The sequence below is a fragment of the Sphingomonas phyllosphaerae genome, from assembly GCA_036946405.1.
Lineage (GTDB): Bacteria > Pseudomonadota > Alphaproteobacteria > Sphingomonadales > Sphingomonadaceae > Sphingomonas > Sphingomonas phyllosphaerae_D.
Window position 1 is genome coordinate 3,245,765 of record JAQIJC010000001.1, and the last position, 21,515, is coordinate 3,267,279.

The 21,515-nt window shown below is 69.5% G+C and carries 22 protein-coding genes; 11 read left to right on the forward strand and 11 right to left on the reverse strand.

All coding sequences use genetic code 11. The features are described 5' to 3' along the window. Positions 1-222: 222 nt before the first annotated feature. Entirely contained in the window at positions 223-1,212 is a 990-nt protein-coding gene (locus PGN12_15195; GenBank protein ID MEH3105230.1) for an aspartate carbamoyltransferase catalytic subunit, read from the forward strand. Beyond that, positions 1,209-2,429 carry a dihydroorotase gene (locus tag PGN12_15200; GenBank protein MEH3105231.1) on the forward strand — a complete coding sequence of 407 codons (1,221 nt, stop codon included), beginning with the start codon at positions 1,209-1,211 and terminating at the stop codon, positions 2,427-2,429. Before PGN12_15195 ends, PGN12_15200 begins: the two co-directional genes overlap by 4 nt. Here PGN12_15200 and PGN12_15205 read toward each other — a convergent pair. The 3 genes from PGN12_15205 to serB all read right to left on the reverse strand — a co-directional run bounded on the left by PGN12_15205 (position 2,426) and on the right by serB (position 4,851). Next, the gene (locus tag PGN12_15205) at positions 2,426-3,175 is read right to left on the reverse strand and encodes a hypothetical protein (GenBank protein ID MEH3105232.1); all 750 of its coding nucleotides are present in this window, start codon (positions 3,173-3,175) and stop codon (positions 2,426-2,428) included. The genes PGN12_15200 and PGN12_15205 overlap by 4 nt on opposite strands. Further along, positions 3,175-3,891: a ParA family protein gene (locus PGN12_15210; protein MEH3105233.1), complete on the reverse strand. Its 717-nt coding sequence runs from the start codon at positions 3,889-3,891 to the stop codon at positions 3,175-3,177. Before PGN12_15210 ends, PGN12_15205 begins: the two co-directional genes overlap by 1 nt. A gap of 78 nt (positions 3,892-3,969) precedes the next feature. Then, the gene (gene serB, locus PGN12_15215) at positions 3,970-4,851 is read right to left on the reverse strand and encodes a phosphoserine phosphatase SerB (protein ID MEH3105234.1); all 882 of its coding nucleotides are present in this window, start codon (positions 4,849-4,851) and stop codon (positions 3,970-3,972) included. Here serB and miaA point away from each other — a divergent pair. From miaA to PGN12_15245, 6 genes are all read left to right on the forward strand, one after another. Then, entirely contained in the window at positions 4,850-5,764 is a 915-nt protein-coding gene (gene miaA, locus PGN12_15220) for a tRNA (adenosine(37)-N6)-dimethylallyltransferase MiaA (GenBank protein ID MEH3105235.1), read from the forward strand. The genes serB and miaA overlap by 2 nt on opposite strands. Positions 5,765-5,828: 64 nt before the next feature. Then, on the forward strand, positions 5,829-7,604 hold the full coding sequence (locus PGN12_15225) for an acetolactate synthase 3 large subunit (GenBank protein MEH3105236.1): 1,776 nt from the start codon (positions 5,829-5,831) through the stop codon (positions 7,602-7,604). Positions 7,605-7,789: 185 nt separating this feature from the next. After that, positions 7,790-8,305 carry an acetolactate synthase small subunit gene (gene ilvN, locus PGN12_15230; protein MEH3105237.1) on the forward strand — a complete coding sequence of 172 codons (516 nt, stop codon included), beginning with the start codon at positions 7,790-7,792 and terminating at the stop codon, positions 8,303-8,305. Between the two features lie 135 nt (positions 8,306-8,440). Then, entirely contained in the window at positions 8,441-9,460 is a 1,020-nt protein-coding gene (ilvC, locus tag PGN12_15235) for a ketol-acid reductoisomerase (protein ID MEH3105238.1), read from the forward strand. A gap of 397 nt (positions 9,461-9,857) precedes the next feature. Further along, positions 9,858-10,583 (forward strand): hypothetical protein, encoded by a 726-nt coding sequence (locus tag PGN12_15240; protein ID MEH3105239.1) that lies wholly within the window; start codon positions 9,858-9,860, stop codon positions 10,581-10,583. Positions 10,584-10,676: 93 nt separating this feature from the next. Continuing rightward, positions 10,677-11,294, forward strand: coding sequence for a YceI family protein (locus tag PGN12_15245; GenBank protein ID MEH3105240.1), 618 nt, complete (start codon positions 10,677-10,679; stop codon positions 11,292-11,294). Between the two features lie 36 nt (positions 11,295-11,330). Here the strand turns inward: PGN12_15245 and PGN12_15250 are convergent, their stop codons facing one another. After that, positions 11,331-11,696 (reverse strand): hypothetical protein, encoded by a 366-nt coding sequence (locus tag PGN12_15250; protein MEH3105241.1) that lies wholly within the window; start codon positions 11,694-11,696, stop codon positions 11,331-11,333. A gap of 69 nt (positions 11,697-11,765) precedes the next feature. Then, positions 11,766-12,155 (reverse strand): BLUF domain-containing protein, encoded by a 390-nt coding sequence (locus tag PGN12_15255; protein ID MEH3105242.1) that lies wholly within the window; start codon positions 12,153-12,155, stop codon positions 11,766-11,768. A gap of 239 nt (positions 12,156-12,394) precedes the next feature. Between PGN12_15255 and leuA the strand changes: the two genes are divergently transcribed. Together leuA and PGN12_15265 are read left to right on the forward strand one after the other, a co-directional pair. Continuing rightward, positions 12,395-14,053 carry a 2-isopropylmalate synthase gene (leuA, locus tag PGN12_15260; protein ID MEH3105243.1) on the forward strand — a complete coding sequence of 553 codons (1,659 nt, stop codon included), beginning with the start codon at positions 12,395-12,397 and terminating at the stop codon, positions 14,051-14,053. Then, a complete protein-coding gene (locus tag PGN12_15265) occupies positions 14,050-14,709 on the forward strand; it encodes an HAD-IA family hydrolase (GenBank protein MEH3105244.1) in 660 nt (219 codons plus the stop codon). Before leuA ends, PGN12_15265 begins: the two co-directional genes overlap by 4 nt. A 286-nt stretch (positions 14,710-14,995) precedes the next feature. On the opposite strand, the gene PGN12_15270 is transcribed toward PGN12_15265, so the two are convergent. The 3 genes from PGN12_15270 to PGN12_15280 are packed head-to-tail and all read right to left on the reverse strand — an operon-like array spanning position 14,996 to position 16,446. After that, complete coding sequence (locus PGN12_15270; GenBank protein MEH3105245.1) at positions 14,996-15,421, reverse strand: DUF1178 family protein; 426 nt, start codon at positions 15,419-15,421, stop codon at positions 14,996-14,998. A 7-nt stretch (positions 15,422-15,428) separates the two neighbouring features. Then, the gene (gene grxC, locus PGN12_15275; GenBank protein ID MEH3105246.1) at positions 15,429-15,686 is read right to left on the reverse strand and encodes a glutaredoxin 3; all 258 of its coding nucleotides are present in this window, start codon (positions 15,684-15,686) and stop codon (positions 15,429-15,431) included. Positions 15,687-15,717: 31 nt separating this feature from the next. Further along, positions 15,718-16,446 carry a ComF family protein gene (locus PGN12_15280; GenBank protein ID MEH3105247.1) on the reverse strand — a complete coding sequence of 243 codons (729 nt, stop codon included), beginning with the start codon at positions 16,444-16,446 and terminating at the stop codon, positions 15,718-15,720. A gap of 48 nt (positions 16,447-16,494) precedes the next feature. Between PGN12_15280 and PGN12_15285 the strand changes: the two genes are divergently transcribed. Beyond that, positions 16,495-17,331 (forward strand): methyltransferase domain-containing protein, encoded by an 837-nt coding sequence (locus tag PGN12_15285; protein MEH3105248.1) that lies wholly within the window; start codon positions 16,495-16,497, stop codon positions 17,329-17,331. A gap of 6 nt (positions 17,332-17,337) precedes the next feature. On the opposite strand, the gene PGN12_15290 is transcribed toward PGN12_15285, so the two are convergent. The 3 genes from PGN12_15290 to PGN12_15300 form a co-directional block, all read right to left on the reverse strand. Beyond that, complete coding sequence (locus tag PGN12_15290; protein ID MEH3105249.1) at positions 17,338-17,724, reverse strand: response regulator; 387 nt, start codon at positions 17,722-17,724, stop codon at positions 17,338-17,340. Positions 17,725-17,787: 63 nt separating this feature from the next. Continuing rightward, positions 17,788-20,160 (reverse strand): ATP-binding protein, encoded by a 2,373-nt coding sequence (locus PGN12_15295; protein MEH3105250.1) that lies wholly within the window; start codon positions 20,158-20,160, stop codon positions 17,788-17,790. Continuing rightward, positions 20,160-21,467, reverse strand: a complete 1,308-nt coding sequence (locus PGN12_15300) for an EAL domain-containing protein (GenBank protein ID MEH3105251.1) — start codon at positions 21,465-21,467, stop codon at positions 20,160-20,162. Before PGN12_15300 ends, PGN12_15295 begins: the two co-directional genes overlap by 1 nt. Positions 21,468-21,515 lie beyond the last annotated feature (48 nt).

Below are 21,515 nucleotides of genomic sequence, written 5' to 3' on the forward strand. Positions count from 1 at the left end.
GCAGGTCACAAACCGGCGCGTCGATCACGCCTTCTTTTCGCTCACCGTTCCCACAGCAACCAACGTCATTCCCGCGACGGCGGGAATCCAGAACCTCAGACGCATCGACCCTTGCGAAGACCTGCGCGTCTGGATCCCCGCCTCCGCGAGGATGACGTGAGTCTGCAAGGGCCATATCGCCCGCTTGCCCCCTTCCCACTCCGCCATTAGGCAGCGGCTTCGATGACCCAGTCGGACCACCGCCCCGCCACGCTGATCCCCGGAGGCGCGGTGTTTCCGCACCGCCATCTGACCGGGATCGAGGGCCTGGAGCCCCATGAAATCACCTTCCTGCTCGACGAGGCCGAAACCTGGGTCGAGGCGAACCGCACCCGCGCCGCGCCCGACCAGCGCCTTGCCGGCTTCACGCAGATCAACGCCTTTTTCGAGAACAGCACGCGCACGCTGCTGAGCTTCGAGATCGCGGGCAAGCGGCTCGGCGCGGATGTCGTCAACATGCACGCCGCACAGTCGAGCGTGAAGAAGGGCGAGACGCTGATCGACACCGCGATGACGCTCAACGCGATGCGCGCCGACGTGATCGTGATCCGGCATATGTCCTCGGGCGCGGTGCGGCTGATCGCGGACAAGGTCGATTGCCCGGTGCTCAACGCCGGTGACGGGCGGCACGAGCATCCGACGCAGGCGTTGCTCGACGCGCTGACGATCCGGCGGCGGCTCGGCGGGATCGCCAACAAGCGCGTCGTGATCTGCGGCGACCTGCTGCACAGCCGCGTCGCGCGGTCGAACATCCTCGCGCTGACCGCGCTCGCCGCCGAGGTGCGGGTCTGCGCGCCCTCGACCTTGATGCCGCCGGCGATCGAGCGGTTCGGCGTCACCGCCTTCACCGACTTCGACAAGGCGATCGAGGGCGCGGACGTGGTGATGATGCTGCGGCTCCAGACCGAGCGGATGGCGGGCGGCTATGTGCCGTCCACGCGCGAATATCATCTGCGCTACGGGCTGACGCTGGAGCGGCTGAACGCGCGCGCGCCGGGGGCGCTGGTGATGCATCCCGGGCCGATGAACCGCGGGGTGGAGATCGATTCGGCGGTCGCCGACCATGTCGAGCAATCGGCGATCACGGAGCAGGTGCAGATGGGCGTGGCGGTGCGGATGGCCTGTCTGGATGTGCTGACACGGCGTGCGCGCAAGGTGGAGGGCTGGGCATGACGCAGGCGCTGCACTTGACCAACGCGCGGCTGGTCTGCCCAGCCGGCGGCGAGCGCGACGGCGACGTGCTGATCGTCGACGGCACGATCGTGGCGGGCGAGGCGCCGAGCCGTGCCGAGCGCGTGGATTGTCGCGGCAAATTGCTCGCGCCGGGGATCATCGACGTCGGCGTGGCGCGGATCGACCGCGCGGCGGCGCGCGCGGGCGGCGTGGTGCGGGTCGCGCCTATGCCCGATCAGGTGCCGGTGCTCGACGAGCCGGGCGCGGTGCAGCGACTGGCGCTGATCGGGCGCCCCGATCTGTGGATCCATCCGATCGCCGCGGCGACACGCGGGCTGGCGGGCACGGACCTCGCCGAGATGGCGATCTGCCTGTCGGCGGGGGCGCGCGCGGTCGGCACCGGGCGCGGCTGGATCGCCGATTCGGGGGTGATGCACCGCGTGCTGATGTATGCGCGCGATCTCGACGTGGTGGTCGTCACGCACGCCGAGGACGGCGGGCTGGCAGCGGGCGCGGTGGCGACCGAGGGGGAGACCGCGACGCGGCTCGGGCTGCCGTCCGCCCCGGCGCTCGCCGAGCCGCTGGCGATCGCGCGCGACCTGATGCTGGCCGAGGAAACCGGCGCGCGGCTGCACCTGCGCTGCGTCACCACCGCGGCGGGATTTGCTTTGGTGCGCGCGGCCAAGGCGCGCGGGGTGCGGGTGACGTGCGGCGTCACCCCGGCGTATCTGCTGCTCAGCGACAATGCGATGAGCGATTTCCGCACCTTCGCGCATCTCTCGCCGCCGCTGCGCAGCGAGGACGATCGCAAGGCGGCGCTGGCGGCGCTCGCCGACGGGACGATCGACCTGCTGTGTTCGGGACACGATCCGCGCGGGCCGGAGGAGAAACGCCTGCCGTTCGCGGACGCCAGCGCGGGCGCGGCGGATGCGGCGACGCTGCTGCCGCTGGCGTTGGGGCTGGCGCGCGACGGGCGGGTGACGCTGCCGCGGCTCTTCGCGCTGCTGGCGACCGGGCCGGCGGCGCTGCTCGGGCTGGAGACGGGGACGCTGGCGGCGGGGATGCCGGGCGACGTGATCCTGATCGACGAGAGTGCGCCGTGGCAGATCGACGCCGACCGGCTGCCCGGCAAGGCAGGCAATACGCCGTTCGACGGCCTGCCGGTGCAGGGGCGCGTCGTGTCGATGTGGAAAGGCGGCCGCGCGATCGCGGGTTAGCGTGCCGCGACCGCCACGGGCTCGGGTCGGTGGAGCGCGAGCGCCTCAGGCTGGCCAGGGTCGAGCGCGGGGGTGATCTTCATCAACGCGGCGACCTGATCGGCGGCCCCTTGCGGCCGGGCGAAGCGCATCCAGTCGAGGATGCGTTGACGCGCCTGCGCGGGCGGAAGATCGAGCCCGACGAGGAAGAAGGCGTCGGACCATTCTCCGGCCAACGCGAGCGCAAGCGCGAGATTCTGCCGGGTGCGGGCGTCGGCGCCGGGCACGCGCATCGCGGCCATCAGCACCTCGACGCCCTGCCCCGGCTCCCCCGCGAGCGCCAGCGCCAGCCCGCGGTCGGCGGCGGGGATCAGCGCGGCGTGGCGCGACAGGGTCGATCGTGCCGCGGCTTGCTGCCCGCTGGCGATCTGCGCGAGCACGAGGTGAAGCGCGCTTGCGCCGTCCGCTTGGTCGAGCGCGACCGCATCCTCGAACGCTTGCGCGGCCGAGCGGAAACGGCCCGCGCGCAGGTATGCGGTGCCGAGCAGGACACGGCGCGCGCCGTCGCTGGCGTTCGCCGCGACCGCCTGTTCGGCATATGCCACCGCGATCGGCCAGCGACGTTGCCGGAGCGCGCGCTCGGCTGCCGCGACGGGGTCGGCGCGTGCCACCGACGTGCGGCCGAAGTCGAAGCGCCACACGCTGCACCCGGACAGCGCGAGCGCGAGCAGCAAAGTGGTGCCGGCGCGGAGCAAGACCCCGCGCATCAGCCCAGCACCCTCCGTCCGAAGCTGTTCGCGGTCGCGCGCACCGCACCGTAGCCGCCGCCGAGGGTGCCGGTCGTGAAGACGGTGCGGCGGAAGTTCTTCTCGAGCCGGTCGGAAACATGGTTCCAAAGTGCGGCGATCTCCGCCGCCGCGGGGCCGTCCGGGTCGGTGTCGATGACCGTGCGACCGTCCGCCATCGATGCGGCATATTCGGTGCGCTGGTGAACGGTGACCGCGGCGACCGTGCCGTGCTGCGACAGCGCGACCGTGGTGTCGGCGGTGATCGGCGCGTTCTCGGTGGCGGCGTTGACGACGAACAGCAGCGGCTTGCCCGAGCGTTCGCAGAGGTCGACGGTGCCGCCGACCGCGTGAAGATCGTGCGGGCTGGGCCGCGTCGGCACCACGATCAGCTCGGCCAGATGGATCGCGGCCTGGATCGCAACGGTCAGCGCGGGCGGCGTGTCGATCACGACCAGCCGGACGCCCTTGTCGCGCAGGCCCTCGAGGTCGGTCGCGAGCCGGTTGACCCCGGTGACGTCGAAGGAGGGCCAGCGGTCGGTGCGCGCACCGGCCCATGGCGCGAGCGTGCCTTGCGGGTCGAGATCGAGCAACGCGACCGGTCCGACGCCGGCGCGCTCCGCCTGCACCGCGAGGTGCCCGGCAAGCGTCGTCTTACCCGACCCGCCCTTCTGCGATGCCACCGCGAGTACGCGCATGTCGGCTGCCGATGTCCCCCGTTGATCAGTGCGGCTGCTTGCCACGCGGATGGTGGAGGAAGCGTTAAAGACGCTCGATCAAATGCTTGCCCATTCGGCGCGTGGCACGCCCTGCGCCCAGAGCAGCGCGGTCAGGTCGCCGTGCTCGATGCGCGCCGCCGCCGCCGCGGCGACGATCGGCTTGGCACGATAAGCGACACCCAGTCCCGCGACCTCGATCATCGCCAGATCGTTGGCGCCGTCGCCGACCGCCAGCGTGGCGGCATCGGCGAGCCCGAGCGCGGCGCGGGTGTCCAGCAGCGTCTCGCGCTTGGTCGCGGCGCCGACGATCGGGCGTGCGACGGTGCCCGACAGCATCGCGCCGTCGATCTCCAGCACGTTGGCGATCGCGCGATCGAAGCCGATTTCGGCCGCGACCGGCTCGGCGAAGCGCGTGAAGCCGCCCGACACCAAAACCGCGCTCGCCCCCCAGCCGCGCATCGTGCGGACCAGTTCGCGCGCGCCGGGCATCAGGTGCACGCGCTCGGCACGGCAGGTGTCGATGACGGCGGCGTCGAGCCCCTTGAGCAACGCGACGCGCGCGTCGAGCGCGGCCTCGAAGTCCAGCTCGCCGCGCATCGCCGCCTCGGTGATCGCGGCGATCTTCGGCTTAAGGCCCGCATAATCGGCGAGTTCGTCGATGCACTCGACGGTGATCATCGTCGAATCCATGTCGGCGACCAGCAGCATCTTGCGCCGGCCGTCGCGCGGCTGGACGACCACGTCGACACGCTCGAACGCGCCTTCCAGCGCGGCACGGGCGTCGGCCGGGGCCAGTTCGAACTGCCAGTCGGCGGCGTCGCCTTCGTCGATCCACGCCAGCGTCGTCGGCGCGCAGCCCGCCGCGGCGAGGCGCTCGTGCGCCGCCGCCATGATGTTGGGCGTCAGCCGCCCTGCTGCTATCAGCGTCGCCGTGAACATGCCTAACCCCGCAAAGCCAAGGCTGGCGCTCATCGCAGGGCCGACCGCCAGCGGCAAGAGCGCGCTGGCGATCGAACTGGCGGAAGCGATCGGCGGGACGGTCATCAACGCCGACGCCAGCCAGGTGTATCGCGACCTGCGCGTGCTGTCGGCGCGCCCCTGCCCCGCCGACGAAGCGCGCGTGCCGCACCGGCTGTTCGGCTATGTCGACGGCGCGGAGGCGTGTTCGGCGGCGCGCTGGGCGGCGGACGCGGCGGCGGAGGTGAGGCGCATCCACGACGCAGGCGGCGTGCCGGTGCTGGTCGGCGGGACCGGGCTGTACCTGCGCACCTTGCTCGATGGGATCGCGCCGGTGCCGGAGATCGACGTCGAGGTGCGCGCGGCGGTGCGGGCGATGCCGGTCGCCGAGGCCCATGCCGCGCTGTCGCGGGAGGACCCGGAAGCGGCGACGCGGCTCAACGCCCGCGACACGACGCGGGTCGCGCGCGCATTGGAGGTGGTGCGATCGACAGGGCGGACGCTGGCGACGTGGCAGGCCGACCGAAGCGGCGGGATCGGCGACACGGTGGAGGTGCGCGGGTCGGTGCTGTTACCCGACCGCGAGACGTTGATGGCGCGCTGCGACGCGCGGCTGGTGCAGATGTTCGACGAGGGGGGCGTCGAGGAAGTCGCCGCGCTGCTGGCGCGCGACGACGTGCCCGGGGATGCGCCGGTGCGGCGCGCGATCGGCGTCCCGGAAATCGCCGCGATGCTCGCCGGCTCGTTGTCGCGCGCGGACGCGATGGCGGCGGCGCAACTGGCGACACGGCGCTACGCCAAGCGCCAATATACGTGGTTTCGCAATCAGTTACCCCACGACTGGCAATGCTGCACCGCGCCAAATTTGCAATTTTATTTCTCTGAAAGCGGTTGACGCGTAACTTTCTATGCCGTAGCGCGCCCGGACCCGGCAGGCTAAGACGTTTGCCCTTTCCCCAATGAGGAGACGTGACGTGACCGAGAAGAGCGGAGCAGACATCCTGGTCGAGGCGCTGTGCGATCTCGGCGTGGAGGTCGTGTTCGGCTATCCGGGTGGTGCCGTCCTGCCGATCTACGACGCTTTGTTCCGGTCGAAACGAATTCGCCACATTCTCGTGCGTCACGAACAGGCCGCGACCCATGCCGCGGAAGGCTATGCGCGCTCGACGGGCAAGCCCGGCGTCGTGCTGGTCACCTCCGGCCCCGGTGCGACCAACGCGGTCACCGGCATCACCGACGCGCTGCTCGATTCGATCCCGATGGTGGTCATCACCGGGCAGGTCCCGACCGCGCTGATCGGCTCGGACGCATTCCAGGAAGCCGACACCGTCGGCATCACGCGGCATTGCTCGAAGCACAATTATCTCGTGAAGGATCCGGCGCGGCTCGGCGCGGTCATCCACGAGGCGTTCCACATCGCCACCTCGGGCCGCCCCGGCCCGGTCGTGGTCGACATCCCAAAGGACGTGCAGGTCGCGACCGCCGGCTATGCCAAGCCCGGCCCGATCCAGCACAAGACCTATCGCCCGCAGCTGAAGGCCGATCGTGCCGCGATCGAGCAGGTCGTCGACATGCTGGCCGCCGCCGAACGCCCGGTGCTCTATACCGGCGGCGGGGTCATCAACTCCGGCCCGGCGGCGTCGCAATTGTTGCAGGAGCTGGCGAAGATCACCGGCGCGCCAGTGACGTCGACGCTGATGGGACTCGGCGCCTATCCCGCCAGCGGGCCGCAATGGCTCGGAATGCTGGGGATGCACGGCACCTATGAAGCCAATATGGCGATGAACCAGGCCGATCTGGTCGTCGCGATCGGCTCGCGCTTCGACGACCGGGTCACCGGGCGGCTCGACGCCTTTTCGCCCAACAGCCGCAAGGTGCATATCGACATCGACCGGTCGAGCATCAACAAGACGGTGCGGATCGATCTTCCGATCGTCGCCGATGCCGGCCATGCGATGCAGGACATGGTGCACGTATGGAAGGCGCGCCAGCATCCCAGGCCCGACATCGCCGAATGGATGCGGCGGATCGAGGGCTGGCGGGCGCGCAAGTGCCTCGACTTCCCCGAAACCGGCCCGAACGAGAACCATGGCGAGATCATGCCGCAGCGTGCGATCCGCGCGCTGTACGACGCCACGCATCACCGCCAGCCGATCATCACCACCGAGGTCGGCCAGCACCAGATGTGGGCCGCGCAGCATTTCGGGTTCGATCTGCCGAACAAGTGGCTGACGAGCGGCGGGCTCGGCACGATGGGCTATGGCCTGCCCGCGGCGATCGGCGCGCAGCTCGGCAATCCTAATGCGCTGGTGATCGACATCGCGGGCGAGGCGTCGATCCAGATGAACATCCAGGAGCTGGCGACGGCGACGCAATATCGCCTGCCGGTCAAGGTGTTCATCCTCAACAACGAATATATGGGAATGGTCCGCCAGTGGCAGGAGCTGACCTATGAGAGCCGCTATGCCGAGAGCTATTCGGACTCGCTGCCCGATTTTGTCAAGCTGGCCGAAGCCTATGGCTGGAAGGGCATCCGGATCGAGCGGCCGGACCAGCTGGAGGCGGGGATCGCGGCGATGCTCGCCCACGACGGCCCGGTGATGGTGGATTGCATGGTGGCGAAGCTCGCCAATTGCTTCCCGATGATCCCGAGCGGCGCGGCGCACACCGACATGATCCTGCAGGCCAACGAGGTCAGCGGGACCATGGACGACGAGGCCAAGGCGCTGGTTTGACGCACCCTCCCCCTCCCTTTCAAGGGAGGGGGTCGGGGTGGGTAGCGTCCTGGCGGGGTACGGGCGGCGCACGCGTCGCGGTCCACCGTATCACGTGCACGCCCCCCCCCCAGCCCCTCCCTTGAAAGGGAGGGGAGTGAGAAACCCCCGACCCCTCCCTTAAAAGGAGGGGAGTGAGAGCTGAAATGCACATCCGTGAAGAGAAAGCCGAACGCCACACTTTGGCGGTGATCGTCGACAACGAGCCGGGCATCCTCGCCCGGATCGCCGGTCTGTTCACCGCGCGCGGCTATAATATCGAGAGCCTGACGGTCAGCGAGATCACCGCCGACAAGGCAGTCAGCCGGATCACGATCGTCACCAGCGCCAGCCCCGCGACGCTGGAGCAGATCGTCGCGCAGCTCGACCGGCTGGTGCCCGTCCACCGCGTCCACGACCTGACTGCCGAGGGCGATCACGTCGAGCGCGAATTGGCGCTGGTCAAGGTGCGCGGCACTGGCGACCAGCGTATCGAGGCGCTGCGGCTCGCGGAGGTCTATCGCGCGCGCGTGGTCGATGCGACCACCAGCAGCTTCGTGTTCGAGGTGACGGGCGGCACGAGCAAGATCGACAAGTTTCTGGAACTGATGGCGGAGGTCGGCCTGATCGAAGTCGCCCGCACCGGCATCGTCGCCATCGCCCGCGGCAAGGACGCGGCGTAAGCGAAGCGTCTTCGTCGTATACATTCTTAACCGTCACCCCGGCGCAGGCCGGGGTCCAGAGCCACAAGCGCCGCCGTCCGCGGCTCTGGATCCCGGCCTTCGCCGGGATGACGATCGGTTGAAAGGAAGCAAGCAATGAAGGTCTATTACGATCGCGACGCCGATCTGAATCTCATCACCGGCAAGAAGATCGCCATCGTCGGCTATGGCTCGCAGGGGCACGCCCATGCGCAGAACCTGCGCGACTCCGGGATCGCCGAGGTCGCGATCGCGCTGCGCGAGGGCTCGGCGACCGCCAAGAAGGCCGAGGGCGCCGGCTTCAAGGTGATGAGCACCAGGGAGGCAGCGGCATGGGCCGACATCCTGATGATCCTCGCCCCCGACGAGCATCAGGCCGCGATCTACGATCAGGACATCAAGGGCCGGATGAAGCCCGGCAGCGCGCTGGCCTTCGCGCACGGGCTCAACGTCCACTTCGGGCTGATCGAGCCGCCGGCGGACATCGACGTCATCATGATCGCGCCCAAGGGTCCGGGCCACACCGTGCGCAGCGAGTACGTCCGCGGCGGCGGCGTGCCGTGCCTGATCGCGATCCACCAGGACGCCAGCGGCAACGCGCATGACGTCGCGCTGGCCTATGCCAGCGGCGTCGGCGGCGGTCGCTCGGGGATCATCGAGACCAACTTCAAGGAAGAGTGCGAAACCGATCTGTTCGGCGAGCAGGCGGTGCTGTGCGGCGGGGTCACCCACCTGATCCAGGCCGGGTTCGAGACGCTGGTCGAGGCCGGCTATGCGCCCGAGATGGCGTATTTCGAGTGCCTGCACGAGACGAAGCTGATCGTCGACCTGCTGTATGAGGGCGGGATCGCGAACATGCGCTATTCAATCTCGAACACCGCCGAATATGGCGACATCGTCACCGGTCCGCGGATCATCACCGACGAGACGAAGAAGGAAATGAAGCGCGTGCTGGCCGACATCCAGTCGGGCCGCTTCGTGAAGAACTTCGTGCTCGACAACCGCGCCGGGCAGCCCGAGCTGAAGGCGGCGCGCAAGGCCGCGGCGGCGCACCAGATCGAGAAGACCGGTGCGGAACTGCGCGCGATGATGCCGTGGATCGGCGCGAACAAGCTGGTGGACAAGGAGAAGAACTAAGCGCCGGGCGGCAGGCGTCGGCGAAGCCGATCGCCTGACTCGCCCCAGCGCGGCCGGCACGACAGAGCCGGCCCATAGGGCACGGCTTTGCCGTGTCCGACGGGCCGGCGGGTGGGTCATCGCTCCCCTCCCTTTCAAGGGAGGGGCTGGGGGTGGGTCGCGTGCTCATGATCCGGTCACCCCCGGCGTTCCCGGCCGCCGTATTCACCCGGACGCCACCCACCCCAACCCCTCCCTTGAAAGGGAAGGGCTTTCCTCCGCCACCCCCCACCTAACCGCTTTGTAACCCCGAACCCGATTGCCGCCCGCGACCGCCTCCTGTAATCGCGCGCAGATGCGGACGGCGACGTACCGAGCTTCGTCGTACCGGACCCGCCAAGACACGGGCAGCCGAATCGTGTCGGTGCTGCTGGCGGTCGGCATCGCGATCGCGATCATCCTCGCGCTGCTCACCATGGGCGGCGTGGTGCGTGGCGACTTCGGCGACGGCCGCCGGCTGACGACCTTCGACGTGCGCAGCGAGGGCGCGAAGCAACAGAAGTCGGAGACGCAGAAGGCCGAGCGCCAGCAGGCCGCGCCGACCCGTAGCGAGATCACGCCGCCGCGCGTCGTCACCCCGCGCCCGGTGCCGGCGCCGCCACTCCCCGAACAGCCGCTGCACTTGCCCGGCGTGATGATCCTCAACCGCGCCGATTTCGCCGCCTCGGACATCGGAACGATCAAGGGCACCGCCGGTCCGCCCGCGAATGGCCGCGGCGACAGCGGGCGCGGCGACGACACGCAGACCGTCGGGCTGGGGCCGGGCGGCGAGCCGCTCTACGCCGCCGAATGGTATCGTCGCCCCCGCCCCGCCGAGACGCAGCCGTACATGCCGCGTGGCAAGACCGGCTGGGGAATGGTCGCGTGCCGCACCGCGCCGCGCTTCCACGTCGAGGATTGCCGCGAGTTGGGCGAGACGCCCGGTTCCGGGATCGGGCGCGCGCTGCGGCAGGCGGCGTGGCAGTTCCTGGTCCGTCCGCCGCGCAAGGGCGGGACCGAACTGATCGGCGCGTGGGTGCGGATCCGCTTCGATATCATCCCCACCGGCGGCCCGGATCCGGATCAGGAACCCGCGGGCGAATAGCCGCCCGCGGCGAAATGATCCGTTTCGCGCGCGGCGTCTTCGCAACGACGCGAAACTGTGGTGCAACCGAACCACAACAGGAGGATCAACAACATGCGTCCGATCATCGCCGCCGTTCTCGCCATGACGCTCGCCGTCCCGGCCGTCGCGCAGCTCGCGACCACCCCGCAGCAGCCCGGCCAGCCGCAGGCGGCGCGCGTCGCCGCCGGCACCTATCAGGTCGACCCTGCGCACACGCAGGTGACGTGGGAAGTCAACCACATGGGCTTCTCGATGCTGCAGGGTCAGTTCGGCGCGCAGGGCGGATCGATCACGATCGACCCGAAAAAGCCCGCCGCGACCAAGGTCGACGTCACCTTCGCGATCGATGAGCTGTCCACCACCTCGGCGCAATTTGCCAAGCACCTCAAGTCGGGCGACTTCTTCGACGCCGCCGCCAACCCGACCGCGCGCTTCGTCTCCACCTCCGTAACGGCGCGCGGACCGAACCGCGCGACGCTGAACGGCAATCTGACGATCAAGGGCGTCACCAAGCCGGTCGCGCTGGACGTCACCTTCGTCGGTGCGGGCACCAACCCGATGAGCAAGAAGGTCAATTTCGGCTTCACCGGCACCGGCACGATCAAGCGCAGCGACTTCGGGCTCGGCTATGCCGCGCCGGTCGTGTCCGACAACGTCAAGCTGACGGTGCAGGCGGCGTTCACCGCCTGACCGCCGTCCCGGCCCCGCCACGCGCGGGGCCGGGCGTCATTGCCCCAGTGAGTACGCCGCGCCGAACTTGCCGTCCTTGCGGTGGCCGATGCTCCAGATCGCGGTCGTCCCGCCCGCGAACTTGACCGCATAGGTTTCGACGCGCGTGTCGCCATCGCCCTCGGCCTTGATGAACGACAGATCGCCGACCGCGCCGAGCGCCGTCAGGCCGGGCTGCATCTGCGGCAATTGCGCGCGGCATGCCGAGAGCAGCGGCTCGGCCATCAGATCGTCGGGACAACGGCCGCTCGCCGCGTCGGTCAACATCTTGCGCAGCGCGGGCGCATAGTTACCCGTCTCCGCCGCCGACACGCCGCTTGCGGCCGTCGTCGCGATCGCCGCAGCCATGATGATCGTCCGCATCGTCACCCTCCCCCTTTTGTTTCCAAAGAGGGTTATTGCGCCGGGCCGGGCGCCGGGCAAGCGGCGATCTCAGGCGGCGCGGTGCAGCTGGACGAAACTGTCGAAGGTCGCGCGCACCGCGGGCGACGCCTGCGCGATCAGCGTGCGGACGTGTGCCACGAAGGCATCGGCATCGTCGCCCGCGATGCGCTCGGCCATCGCCCATGCGCCGAACTCCCGCGTGCTCACGTCGCGCGACGAAAGCACCACCATCGCGCGATGCCGCGGATCGGCATCGATCCGCGCCAGCGCCCGTTCGACGTCGGCGGGCCGGCCCTCCAGAACCTGCAGGAAGCGCTTGCCGTTGGTGTACAGCAGGCCGGTCAGACCATCGCGCGTGTTGTTGCGGCGCGAAACGGCCAGAATTGCGGCGGTATCGACCGCGCCGATTGCCGTGCTGATATAGACGATCTGTAGCATCGAAACTCCCGTAAGCCCTGTAAATGACCGTGAAGTCTTGCTTTTTCCTCAATCATCGCGCCGCACTGGACAGCGGGCCGGTGCGCGGGCTAGGCACGGCCGCGATGACGCGCCACCCGGCCCTCCTTCTGCGACTTACGCGCCCTTAGGCGCGACCTCTCCGACGCGTGCATCGCACGCGCGACGCGCCTAAGGGCTGTTCCGACTTTCCCTGACGCTCCTGCACAAGAGAGCCCGTGATGTTGCGCGATCCTAGCCAGAAATACCGTCCTTTCCCCACCGTCGACCTGCCCGACCGCCGCTGGCCGTCGACCACGATCACGCGCGCGCCGCGCTGGCTGTCGACCGACCTGCGCGACGGCAATCAGGCGCTGATCGACCCGATGGACGCCGAGAAGAAGACCCGCTTCTTCGACCTGCTGGTGAAAGTCGGGTTGAAGGAGATCGAGGTCGGCTTCCCCAGCGCGGGCGCGACCGAATTCGACTTCATCAGCGGGCTGGTCCGCGACGGGCGCGTTCCCGACGACGTGACCATTCAGGTATTGACGCAATCGCGCCGCGACCTGATCGAACGCAGCTTCGAGAGTCTGGATGGCGCGAAGACCGCGATCGTCCACGTCTACAACGCGGTCAGCCCGGCGTGGCGCAAGATCGTGTTCGGGATGACGCGCGACGAGGTCAGGAACATCGCGGTCGAGGGCGCGAAGGTGCTGCGCGACGAAGCCGCCAAGCGCCCGGACACGCGCTGGCAGTTCGAATATTCGCCCGAGACCTTCTCGACCGCCGAGCTGGATTTCTCGGTGGAGGTTTGCGCGGCGGTGATGGAGGTGCTGCGCCCGACGGCCGAGGCACCGATCATCCTCAACCTGCCCGCAACCGTCGAATGCGCGACGCCGAACGTCTATGCCGACCAGATCGAATGGTTCGGGCGCAACATCCCGAACCGCGAGGCAGTGGTGATCTCGCTCCACACGCACAACGATCGCGGCACCGGGGTTGCGGCTGCCGAACTGGGGCTGATGGCGGGCGCGGATCGCGTCGAGGGCTGCCTGCTCGGTAATGGCGAGCGGACCGGCAATTGCGATCTGGTGACCGTCGCGCTCAACATGTACACGCAAGGGACCGACCCGCAACTCGACCTGTCGAACATCGACGAGATCGTAAAGACGGTCGAATATGCGACGAACATTCCGGTGCATCCGCGCACGCCTTATGCCGGCGATCTGGTGTTCACCGCCTTTTCGGGCAGCCATCAGGACGCGATCAAGAAGGGCTTCGCCGCGCAGGCCGCGCGCAACGACACGTTGTGGGAGGTACCGTACCTGCCGATCGACCCTGCCGATCTGGGTCGCAGCTACGAGGCGGTGATCCGCGTCAACTCGCAGAGCGGCAAGGGCGGGGTCGCCTGGGTGCTGGAGCAGGACAAGGGGCTGAAGCTGCCCAAAAGGATGCAGGCCGATTTCAGCCGCCATGTGCAGGCGCTGGCCGACGAGAGCAGCCGCGAGCTGAACGCCGCCGATATCTGGGGCGCGTTCGAGCAGGCGTATCTGCCGTGCGACGGCGACCGCTTCGTGCTGCGCGACTATGAGGAAACCGGCGCGACCGGCGAGCGCGTGTTCGTCGGGCGGGTGGCGATCGACGGCGAGGAACGCTCGCTGTCGGGACGCGGCAACGGCCTGATCTCGGGGGTGATCGCCGCACTGGCCGACAGCACCGGGCCGGCGCTGGACGTCGTCGATTATAGCGAGCACGCGATCGGGCACGGCGCGGGCGCGCAGGCGGTCGCCTATCTTGAATGCCGCACCGGCGACTGGCGAACCGTGTGGGGAGTCGGTATCGACAGCGACATCGCCACCGCCAGCGTCCGCGCGGTGCTCTCCGCGGCGAACCGCGCATGACGCGCCGCTACGCCGCCTTCCTGTTCGATATGGACGGGACGCTCATCAACAGCATCCCGTCCGCGGTCCGGGCATGGACCGCCTGGGCCGAGAAGCACGACATCAATGTCGGGGAGCTGATGGCGGTGATGCACGGCGTCCGTGCGATCGAGACGATCCGCCGTTTCGCCCCGCCCGGCGTCGATCCACAGGCCGAGTTCGAGGCGCTGTTGCAGGCCGAGATCGACGATGTCACCGACGTGGTCGAGATCGCGGGCGCGGCGGCATTCACCCGCGCGCTGCCGGCGGATCGCTGGGCGATCGTCACGTCGGCCCCGCGCTCGCTCGCGGAGGTGCGCTTGCGCGCCGCGGGTCTGGCGGCACCCGCGGTGATGGTGACGGCCGACGATATCGAGCGCGGCAAGCCCGCACCCGACTGTTTCCTGCTCGCCGCCGAGCGGCTGGGCGTGGCGGCCAGCGACTGTCTGGTGTGGGAAGATGCGCCGGCGGGGATCACCGCTGGCGAAGCGGCGGGCGCGGACGTCATGGTCATTACCGCAACGCATCATGCACGACTGGAAACCGCGCATGGCAGCGTCGAGGATTATGGCACGCTGTCGGTCGAGGTCGCCGAGGACGGCGCGTTGTTGCTGCACGAGCGGGTGGCGGCGGAATAACCAGCGCCTCCTTCGTCATTCCCGCGAAGGCGGGAACCCAGACCCGCAGGTCCTCGCAAAGGTCGCGCCGTCAGAGGTTCTGGATTCCCACCTTCGCGGGAAGGACGATTTGAACGACCCGGCAGAAACGAACGCCGGCTGACGGCTTCAGCCCGCCCGCGCCTTCCTCCCTCGGCCCAAGCCGACATCTACCGTTCGCCCTGAGCCTGTCGAAGGGCGTGTCGCGGGGCACGTGCTTCGACAGGCTCGGCACGAACGGGCGTTGGCTGAACCGCTCGATAATCAATCAGTTCACCGTCTCCGGCGGCGTGACCGGCAGCGGGAGCGGTGCGATCGGGACGCCTTCCTCGGCGAGTTGCTTCGCCTCCGCGAGGCTGGCCTGACCGTGGATCGGCGCGTCCGGCTTGTCGCCGGCGTGCATCGCGCGCGCCTCGGCGGCGAAATCGCCCCCGACCCAGCGCGACCCGGCGAGCGCCCGGCGCTGCGCCTCCGCGATCCTGGCGAGCAGCGCCTTGGCCTCGGATGGCGCGACACCGCGATTGCCCTTGGGCGCGACATTGGGTGCCATCAGCGCCTTGTCGATCTCCGCCGCACCGCACGACGGGCATGCCAGCAATCCGCGCGCACGCTGATCGTCATAGGCGGCCGACGAGGCGAACCACGCCTCGAACACATGGCCGTCGCGCGCGCACCGCAGGTCGAAGACAATCATCGCATCGTCAGCGGCCGAGCAGCGCGTCGAGCTTGCCCGCGCGTTCCAGCGCCGCGAGATCGTCGGAGCCGCCGACGTGCGTGCCATCGATGAAGATCTGCGGCACGGTGGTGCGACCGCCCGCGCGCTCGATCATCTCGCCACGCTTGGCGGTGTTCATGCCGATGTCCGTCTCTTCCACCGCGACGTCCTTGGATGCCAGCAGGTTCATCGCGCGCGCGCAATAGGGACAGAATGCCTTGGTGTAGATCTCGACCTGTGCCATCGCCCCTAGGTGTGAGCGATGACCCGCGCTGTCAATCGCTTGCCCCCTCGATCACGCGCGTCCAGGCGAGGATCGTGACCGATGCCGCGCCGGCGCCACGCAATGCCTTGACGCACGCCTCCGCCGTCGCGCCGCTGGTATAAACGTCGTCGACCAGCACCAGCGACGCGCCGTGCACCGCCCGCCGCCCGTGCGGCGTGACGCGGAAGGCGCCCGCGACGGTCGCGCGCCGCTCCTGCGCGGAACGGTCGCGGAGCGGCGGGGTCGCGCGGTGGCGTTGCAGCGCATGCGCGTCGACCGGCAGCTTCGCGCGCGTGCCCAGCGCCGCCGCGATCAGCGCCGCCTGATTGTAGCCGCGCGACCACAAGCGGCGGCGATGGAGCGGCACCGGGATCAGCAACGTCGCCTCGGCGGGCAGATGCCGCAGCATCAGCGCCGCCATCGTCGCGGCGTAGAACGGGCGACCGCCGTATTTGAGCCGCAGCGCGACCGTTCGCGCCACCTCGCCATAGGCGACCGCTGCGCGGACACCGCCATGAACGGGCGGCTCGGCCAGACACGTCGCGCAGCGCGCACCCTCACCGCGATCGAACGCGAACGGCATGTTGCAGCCCGCGCACCAGGGCGGCCCCAGGAAGCGCAGGCTCGACCAGCAGGAGGCGCAGAACCGTCCCTGCGCCGCGACGGTCGCACCGCACCCCGGGCAGCGCGGCGGGAGCACGAGGTCGAGCAGGCCGGGCAGGAGCAGGCGGGGCGACACGCCCGGCCTTGTGGCGCGCCCCGCGAACGGGCACAAGCCACGCGCATCATGGCCTCCCCCGACATCTTCGATCGCGCCGCCCGCCGCCTTCGCCGCGACCGTGCCGTCGCCGGCTATGCCGGGCACGATTTCCTTCGCGCCGCGATGATCGAAGGGATCGTCGACCGGCTCGGCGCGGTGAAGCGCGACTTCACCGACGTGCTCGATCTCGGATGTTTCGATGCCTCGTTCGAGCCGCCGGCGGGTGCACGCGTCGCGCGTTTCGATCCCGGCTTCGCGTTCGCGCGGGCGGCCGGCGGGGTACAGGGCGACGAGGACCGGCTGCCGTTCGCGGACGGCGCGTTCGATCTGGTCGTCGCGGCGGGAACGCTCGACAGCGTCGGCGACCTGCCCGGCGCGCTGACGCTCATCCGGCGGACGTTGCGTCCGGACGGGCTGTTCCTCGGCGCGTTCGTCGGCGGGAACAGCCTCTCGACGCTGCGCGCGGTGCTGCGCGCGGCGGAAGGCGAGCGCCCGGTCGCGCGGCTTCATCCGCAGGTCGACCTGCGCTCGGCGGGCGATCTGCTGGTGCGCGCCGGGCTGACGCTGCCGGTCGCCGACAGCGAGACGCTGACGGTGCGCTATGGCGCGTTCGGGCGCTTGCTCGACGATCTGCGCGGGATGGCGGGGAGCAACGTGCTCGCGACGCGGCATCCGCTATCGCGCACCGCGTTGGCACGCGCGGCAGCGGCGTTCGCAGCGCGCGCGGACCCGGACGGGCGAACGGCGGAGCGGTTCGATCTGGTCTTTCTGACCGGCTGGTCGCCCTCGCCCGATCAGCCCAAGCCGGCACGGCGCGGCAGCGCGGGCGCGTCGCTGGCCGCTGCGCTGCGACCGCAGGGGTAAGCGCGATCAGATCAGCGCGGCGTCGCCGTCTTCTGCGAGCAGGCGGCCCATCGCGTCGAACAATTCGTCCATCGCCACCGGCTTGAAGATCACGTCGTTCGCGCCCGCCGCGACGCAGCGCTGGCGCAGGTCGACGGCGGTGTCGGCCGTGACGACGATGATCGGCAGCCGCGCCTTGGCGTCGGTGCGCGCGCGGATGTGGCCGATCGCGGTGAGCCCGTCCATGCCGGGCATCCTGAGGTCGATCAGCGCGATCGCGAAATCGTGCTCGTCGATCAGCGCAAGCCCGATCTCGGCGCTCTCGGCCTCGACCATCTCGACATCGGCGACGTCCAGCATGTCGCGCACGACCCGACGGTTCATTCTGTCATCCTCGATGAACAGCACCGTCATTGCCGCCATGTCTTGTCTTCCTACATGATGAACGGTGGCGAAGGCGCCAGCCGTTCACGCCCGTTACGCGGCATCCCTGACAGGGTGCCTGAGCATGGCACCTATAGCGTCCACCAAGGCCCGTTTGGGAACAGGCTTTTCGATAACATTTGTGATGCCGACGTGACATAGCGCATGGCGCTCTTCGTCGGTCAGTTTGGGCGCGAGCAACGCGACGCGCGCGCCGCCGGCGGCGTCCACCAGCGCGGCGAGGTCGGCCGGTGCGCGGCCGAAGGTGCCGGCATCGATCAGCAGCACCTGCGGCCGCACCTCGGCGGCGCGGGCGAGCGCGTCATCGGCATCGCAGAAGGCGACATTCGGCTCCGCGGCGAACAAGGACCGCAGCATCGCCCGCGCGATCGGCTGGCGCTCGACGATCAGCAGGCCGCCCGGCGCTGTCACGGCGGCCGGGGCCTCGGCAACGACCAGCGGCAGGTCGAGCGTGAAGCGCGAGCCCTCGCCCAGCCGGCTCTCGACCGTCACGTCGCCGCCCATCGCGCGTGCGAGATTGCGGCAGATCGACAGCCCCAGCCCGGTGCCGCCGAACCTGCGCGTGGTGCTGGCGTCCGCCTGACGAAACGATTCGAACACGATCCGTTGCGTCGCGCCGTCCATGCCGATGCCGTGATCGGTGACGATGATCCGCAACCGTCCCTGCACCGACGCGACGCGCAGCGCGACCAGCCCGCTCTCGGTGAATTTGACCGCGTTCGACAGCAGGTTGAAGACGATCTGCCGCAAACGTGCCGCGTCGCCGACAATCCAGTGCGGCGCCCCGCCCGCGTCGACCTCGAACCGCAAGCCTTTCGCCAGCGCAGGGTCGCGCCACAGCTGCGCGGCGTCGTCGATCGTCGCGCGAAGATCGAACGGCGCGCTCTCCAGCGTCAGCCGCCCGGTCTCGATCTTCGCCATGTCGAGGATGTCGTCGACCAGCGCCCGCATCGTCTGCCCGGCGCCATGCACGACGTTGAGCCGCTCGCGAACCGTCGGATCGAGCGCCTTGTCGGCGATCATCACCTGCGTCATGCCGAGGATGCCGTTGAGCGGCGTGCGGATCTCGTGGCTGGTGGTGGCGAGGAACTCGGTCTTCGCCTGCGACAGCTTTTCCAGCTGCGCGTTGCTCGCGGCCAGGTCGCGGTTGGCGGCACGCTCGCGGTTGCGGCTGCGCCCGATCAGCGCCAGCCCGGTCGCGAGCATGAGGATCACCAGCAGCGTCGTACCGGCGACACCGTACAGGATCAGCCGTTGCGACCGCGCGGTGGCGCGCTGATAGGCGATCGTGCGCGCCAGTGCCGCCGCCTTCAGCCGGGCGATCCGCAACTCCTGATTGGCATAATCGAAACGCCCGGCGGCGAGCGCGGCGCTGGTCGACCGCGCGATCTCGGTCGCCTGCGCGTCGAGCCGCTGGACCGCGGCGAGATGCGGCAGCGCCGCGGCCGGGTCACGGTCCGCAACGAAGGTACGATAAGCGACATCGTGCGCATGGCGATCGGTCAGCGTCGTCCGGGTCAGGTCTACCTTGTCAAAACGCGCCTCGACGAGCTGGCGCGCGCGAGCGACGTCGCCGCGACGTAATGCGACATCTGCCGCGGCGGCGAGCAATTGCGGGCGGATCACCGCCGCGTCCGGGCGGCGCGCGACCGCCAGCGCCGCCTCGACGCTGCGCGCCGCACCGGCGAGATCGCCGCTGCGCAACTGCGCCAGCGACAGGTCGCCCAGCGATTGCGCGATCACCGGGGCGCTGCGCAGGCTACGCGCCGCGGCCAGTGCCTCCCTGAATTCGCCCTGCGCCTCCGTAAAGCGTCCGAGCGCGAGCAAGGCGTTGCCGCGGCCGCTGTCGACCGCCATCGCCAGCCCGAGGTCGGTGGGATGACCATCCTCGACCTGATCGAAATAGCGCAGCGCGGTCGGATGATCCTGCGCGCTGGCATAGAGCAGCGCGATGAGGATCAACGCGCGCGACTGGCTGCGGAGGTCGTGCAGCGCGACGAACATCCGGTGCGCGCGCTGCAACGTCGTCAGTGCGTCGGCGACCTGCCCGGCGTCGGTCAACGCGCTACCCTGCGAAAGCGTGATGTCGGCAAGCAACCGCGCCGGCGCCGGCACGCGGGCGGCGATATCGCGCGCCTGTTCGAGTGTGCGCAACCCGCCGCGGGGATCGCCGACGCGAACCTGCGCCTCCCCCGCGAGCCATAGCAACGTCGCACCGTCTGCCGAGCGCAGCATCGCGGGCGACAGCCGCGCACGCGCCTTCTGCGCCATTGCCAGCGCCGCCTCTGGATCGCTGGCCATGCGCTGCTCGATCGCCGCGGCATCCGCGGGCGTTGCAGCGGCGGGCGCGTTGCCGGCCAGCAGTGCGGCGAGGATGGCGCCGAGCGCAATCCGCGCCGTCCGCATCACCCGCGCTTCCATCCGGCGGCGCGGCGCGTGAAGGTGCCGCGCACGTCCTGCGTCGCCTGACGATGTTGTTCGGCGGCAAGAAACGCCGCGAGCGGTGCGGGGGCGAGCGGCGGGCTGATGAAATAACCCTGCGCCATGTCGCAGCCCATCACCGAGAGCAGCGCCAGCGCCGCCTGCGTCTCGACCCCCTCGGCGACCACCTCCATGTCGAGCGCATGGGCGAGGTCGATCGTCGAGCGCACGATCAGCGGATCGCGGTTCGAGCTGGTAAGCTGCGTGACGAAGAGCTTGTCGATCTTCAATTCGCAGGCCGGAAGCTGCTTGAGATAGGCGAGGCTCGACAGGCCCGCGCCGTAATCGTCGATCGAGATGCGGACCCCGATGCGGTCGAACTCGCGCAGGTGCGCGATCGCGCCGTCGGGATCGCGGATCACCGAGGTTTCGGTCACCTCGAACCCCAGCCGCGCGTCGGGTGCGGCGGTGATCGCGGCACAGGCGAGCCGCACGAACTCGGCATCGGCGAGCAGATGGCCCGACATGTTGATGAAGATGCGCAGGTCATGCCCCTGCGCGCGGAGCGCGCGCTGGTCGGCGATCGCCTGTGCGATCGTCCATAACGTCAGCCGCTCCATGCGCTGTGCGCGCTCGGTCGCCGGGATGAAGTCGCCGGGCAGCACCAGTCCGCGCTCCGGATGCTGCCACCGGACCAGTGCCTCGACGCAGTCGATCGCCTGACGCCGAATATGCACCTTCGGCTGGTAATGGAGCACCATCTCGCCGCGGTCGAGCGCACCCTCCAGCCCGGCGACGACGATGTCCTCGACCCCGCCCGACTGCCTGAGGGGTGAGGCCGCCGCCTGCCCGGCCTCGGCAAGCGCCGCCTCGGCCTCTTCGATCAACAGCGCCGAATCGGCGTCGGCCGCGCCGATCGCACCCGATATCAGGAACTTGGGCGCACAAAAAAAATCGTCGATCTGCACCGGCGCGGCACAGGCGGCGCGACAATCGGCGGTCATTCGCGCCAGCGCATCGGGGGCGGAGGAGGTGAAATCGACCTCGATCACGTCGCGTCCCGATGCCGATACGACCGCCTCCGGGATCGCCTGCCGCAGTCGCGTGGCCATCACGTCGACCAGCCGGCGCACGCCCGCGACACCAACCTCACGCCGTAAGACATTGAAATTGACCAGTTTTATTAAGGCGCATCCCTTCCGCCGCGCCGGAGGCACGATGTCGCCGTCGAGCGGCGTTGGCGGGGCAAGATGGTACAGGCTGGCCATGTCCTTGCCGTTGGTAGAACCCACTCTTGAAGAATGGCTTAAGTGGTCGTTCCTGTTGGTGAATAAAGGGTT

Coding starts and splice junctions, on each gene's coding strand:
- PGN12_15210 (MEH3105233.1), bottom strand. CDS start 3,891: ATGCGCGTACTCGCGGTGGCATCGCAGAAGGGCGGGTCGGGTAAGACG.
- PGN12_15285 (MEH3105248.1), top strand. CDS start 16,495: ATGGCCTCCCCCGACATCTTCGATCGCGCCGCCCGCCGCCTTCGCCGC.
- PGN12_15200 (MEH3105231.1), top strand. CDS start 1,209: ATGACGCAGGCGCTGCACTTGACCAACGCGCGGCTGGTCTGCCCAGCC.
- PGN12_15270 (MEH3105245.1), bottom strand. CDS start 15,421: ATGATTGTCTTCGACCTGCGGTGCGCGCGCGACGGCCATGTGTTCGAG.
- PGN12_15255 (MEH3105242.1), bottom strand. CDS start 12,155: ATGCTACAGATCGTCTATATCAGCACGGCAATCGGCGCGGTCGATACC.
- serB (MEH3105234.1), bottom strand. CDS start 4,851: ATGTTCACGGCGACGCTGATAGCAGCAGGGCGGCTGACGCCCAACATC.
- PGN12_15195 (MEH3105230.1), top strand. CDS start 223: ATGACCCAGTCGGACCACCGCCCCGCCACGCTGATCCCCGGAGGCGCG.
- PGN12_15295 (MEH3105250.1), bottom strand. CDS start 20,160: ATGCGGACGGCGCGGATTGCGCTCGGCGCCATCCTCGCCGCACTGCTG.
- grxC (MEH3105246.1), bottom strand. CDS start 15,686: ATGGCACAGGTCGAGATCTACACCAAGGCATTCTGTCCCTATTGCGCG.
- miaA (MEH3105235.1), top strand. CDS start 4,850: ATGCCTAACCCCGCAAAGCCAAGGCTGGCGCTCATCGCAGGGCCGACC.
- leuA (MEH3105243.1), top strand. CDS start 12,395: ATGTTGCGCGATCCTAGCCAGAAATACCGTCCTTTCCCCACCGTCGAC.
- ilvN (MEH3105237.1), top strand. CDS start 7,790: ATGCACATCCGTGAAGAGAAAGCCGAACGCCACACTTTGGCGGTGATC.
- PGN12_15245 (MEH3105240.1), top strand. CDS start 10,677: ATGCGTCCGATCATCGCCGCCGTTCTCGCCATGACGCTCGCCGTCCCG.
- PGN12_15225 (MEH3105236.1), top strand. CDS start 5,829: ATGAGGAGACGTGACGTGACCGAGAAGAGCGGAGCAGACATCCTGGTC.
- PGN12_15290 (MEH3105249.1), bottom strand. CDS start 17,724: ATGACGGTGCTGTTCATCGAGGATGACAGAATGAACCGTCGGGTCGTG.
- PGN12_15265 (MEH3105244.1), top strand. CDS start 14,050: ATGACGCGCCGCTACGCCGCCTTCCTGTTCGATATGGACGGGACGCTC.
- PGN12_15250 (MEH3105241.1), bottom strand. CDS start 11,696: ATGCGGACGATCATCATGGCTGCGGCGATCGCGACGACGGCCGCAAGC.
- PGN12_15205 (MEH3105232.1), bottom strand. CDS start 3,175: ATGCGCGGGGTCTTGCTCCGCGCCGGCACCACTTTGCTGCTCGCGCTC.
- ilvC (MEH3105238.1), top strand. CDS start 8,441: ATGAAGGTCTATTACGATCGCGACGCCGATCTGAATCTCATCACCGGC.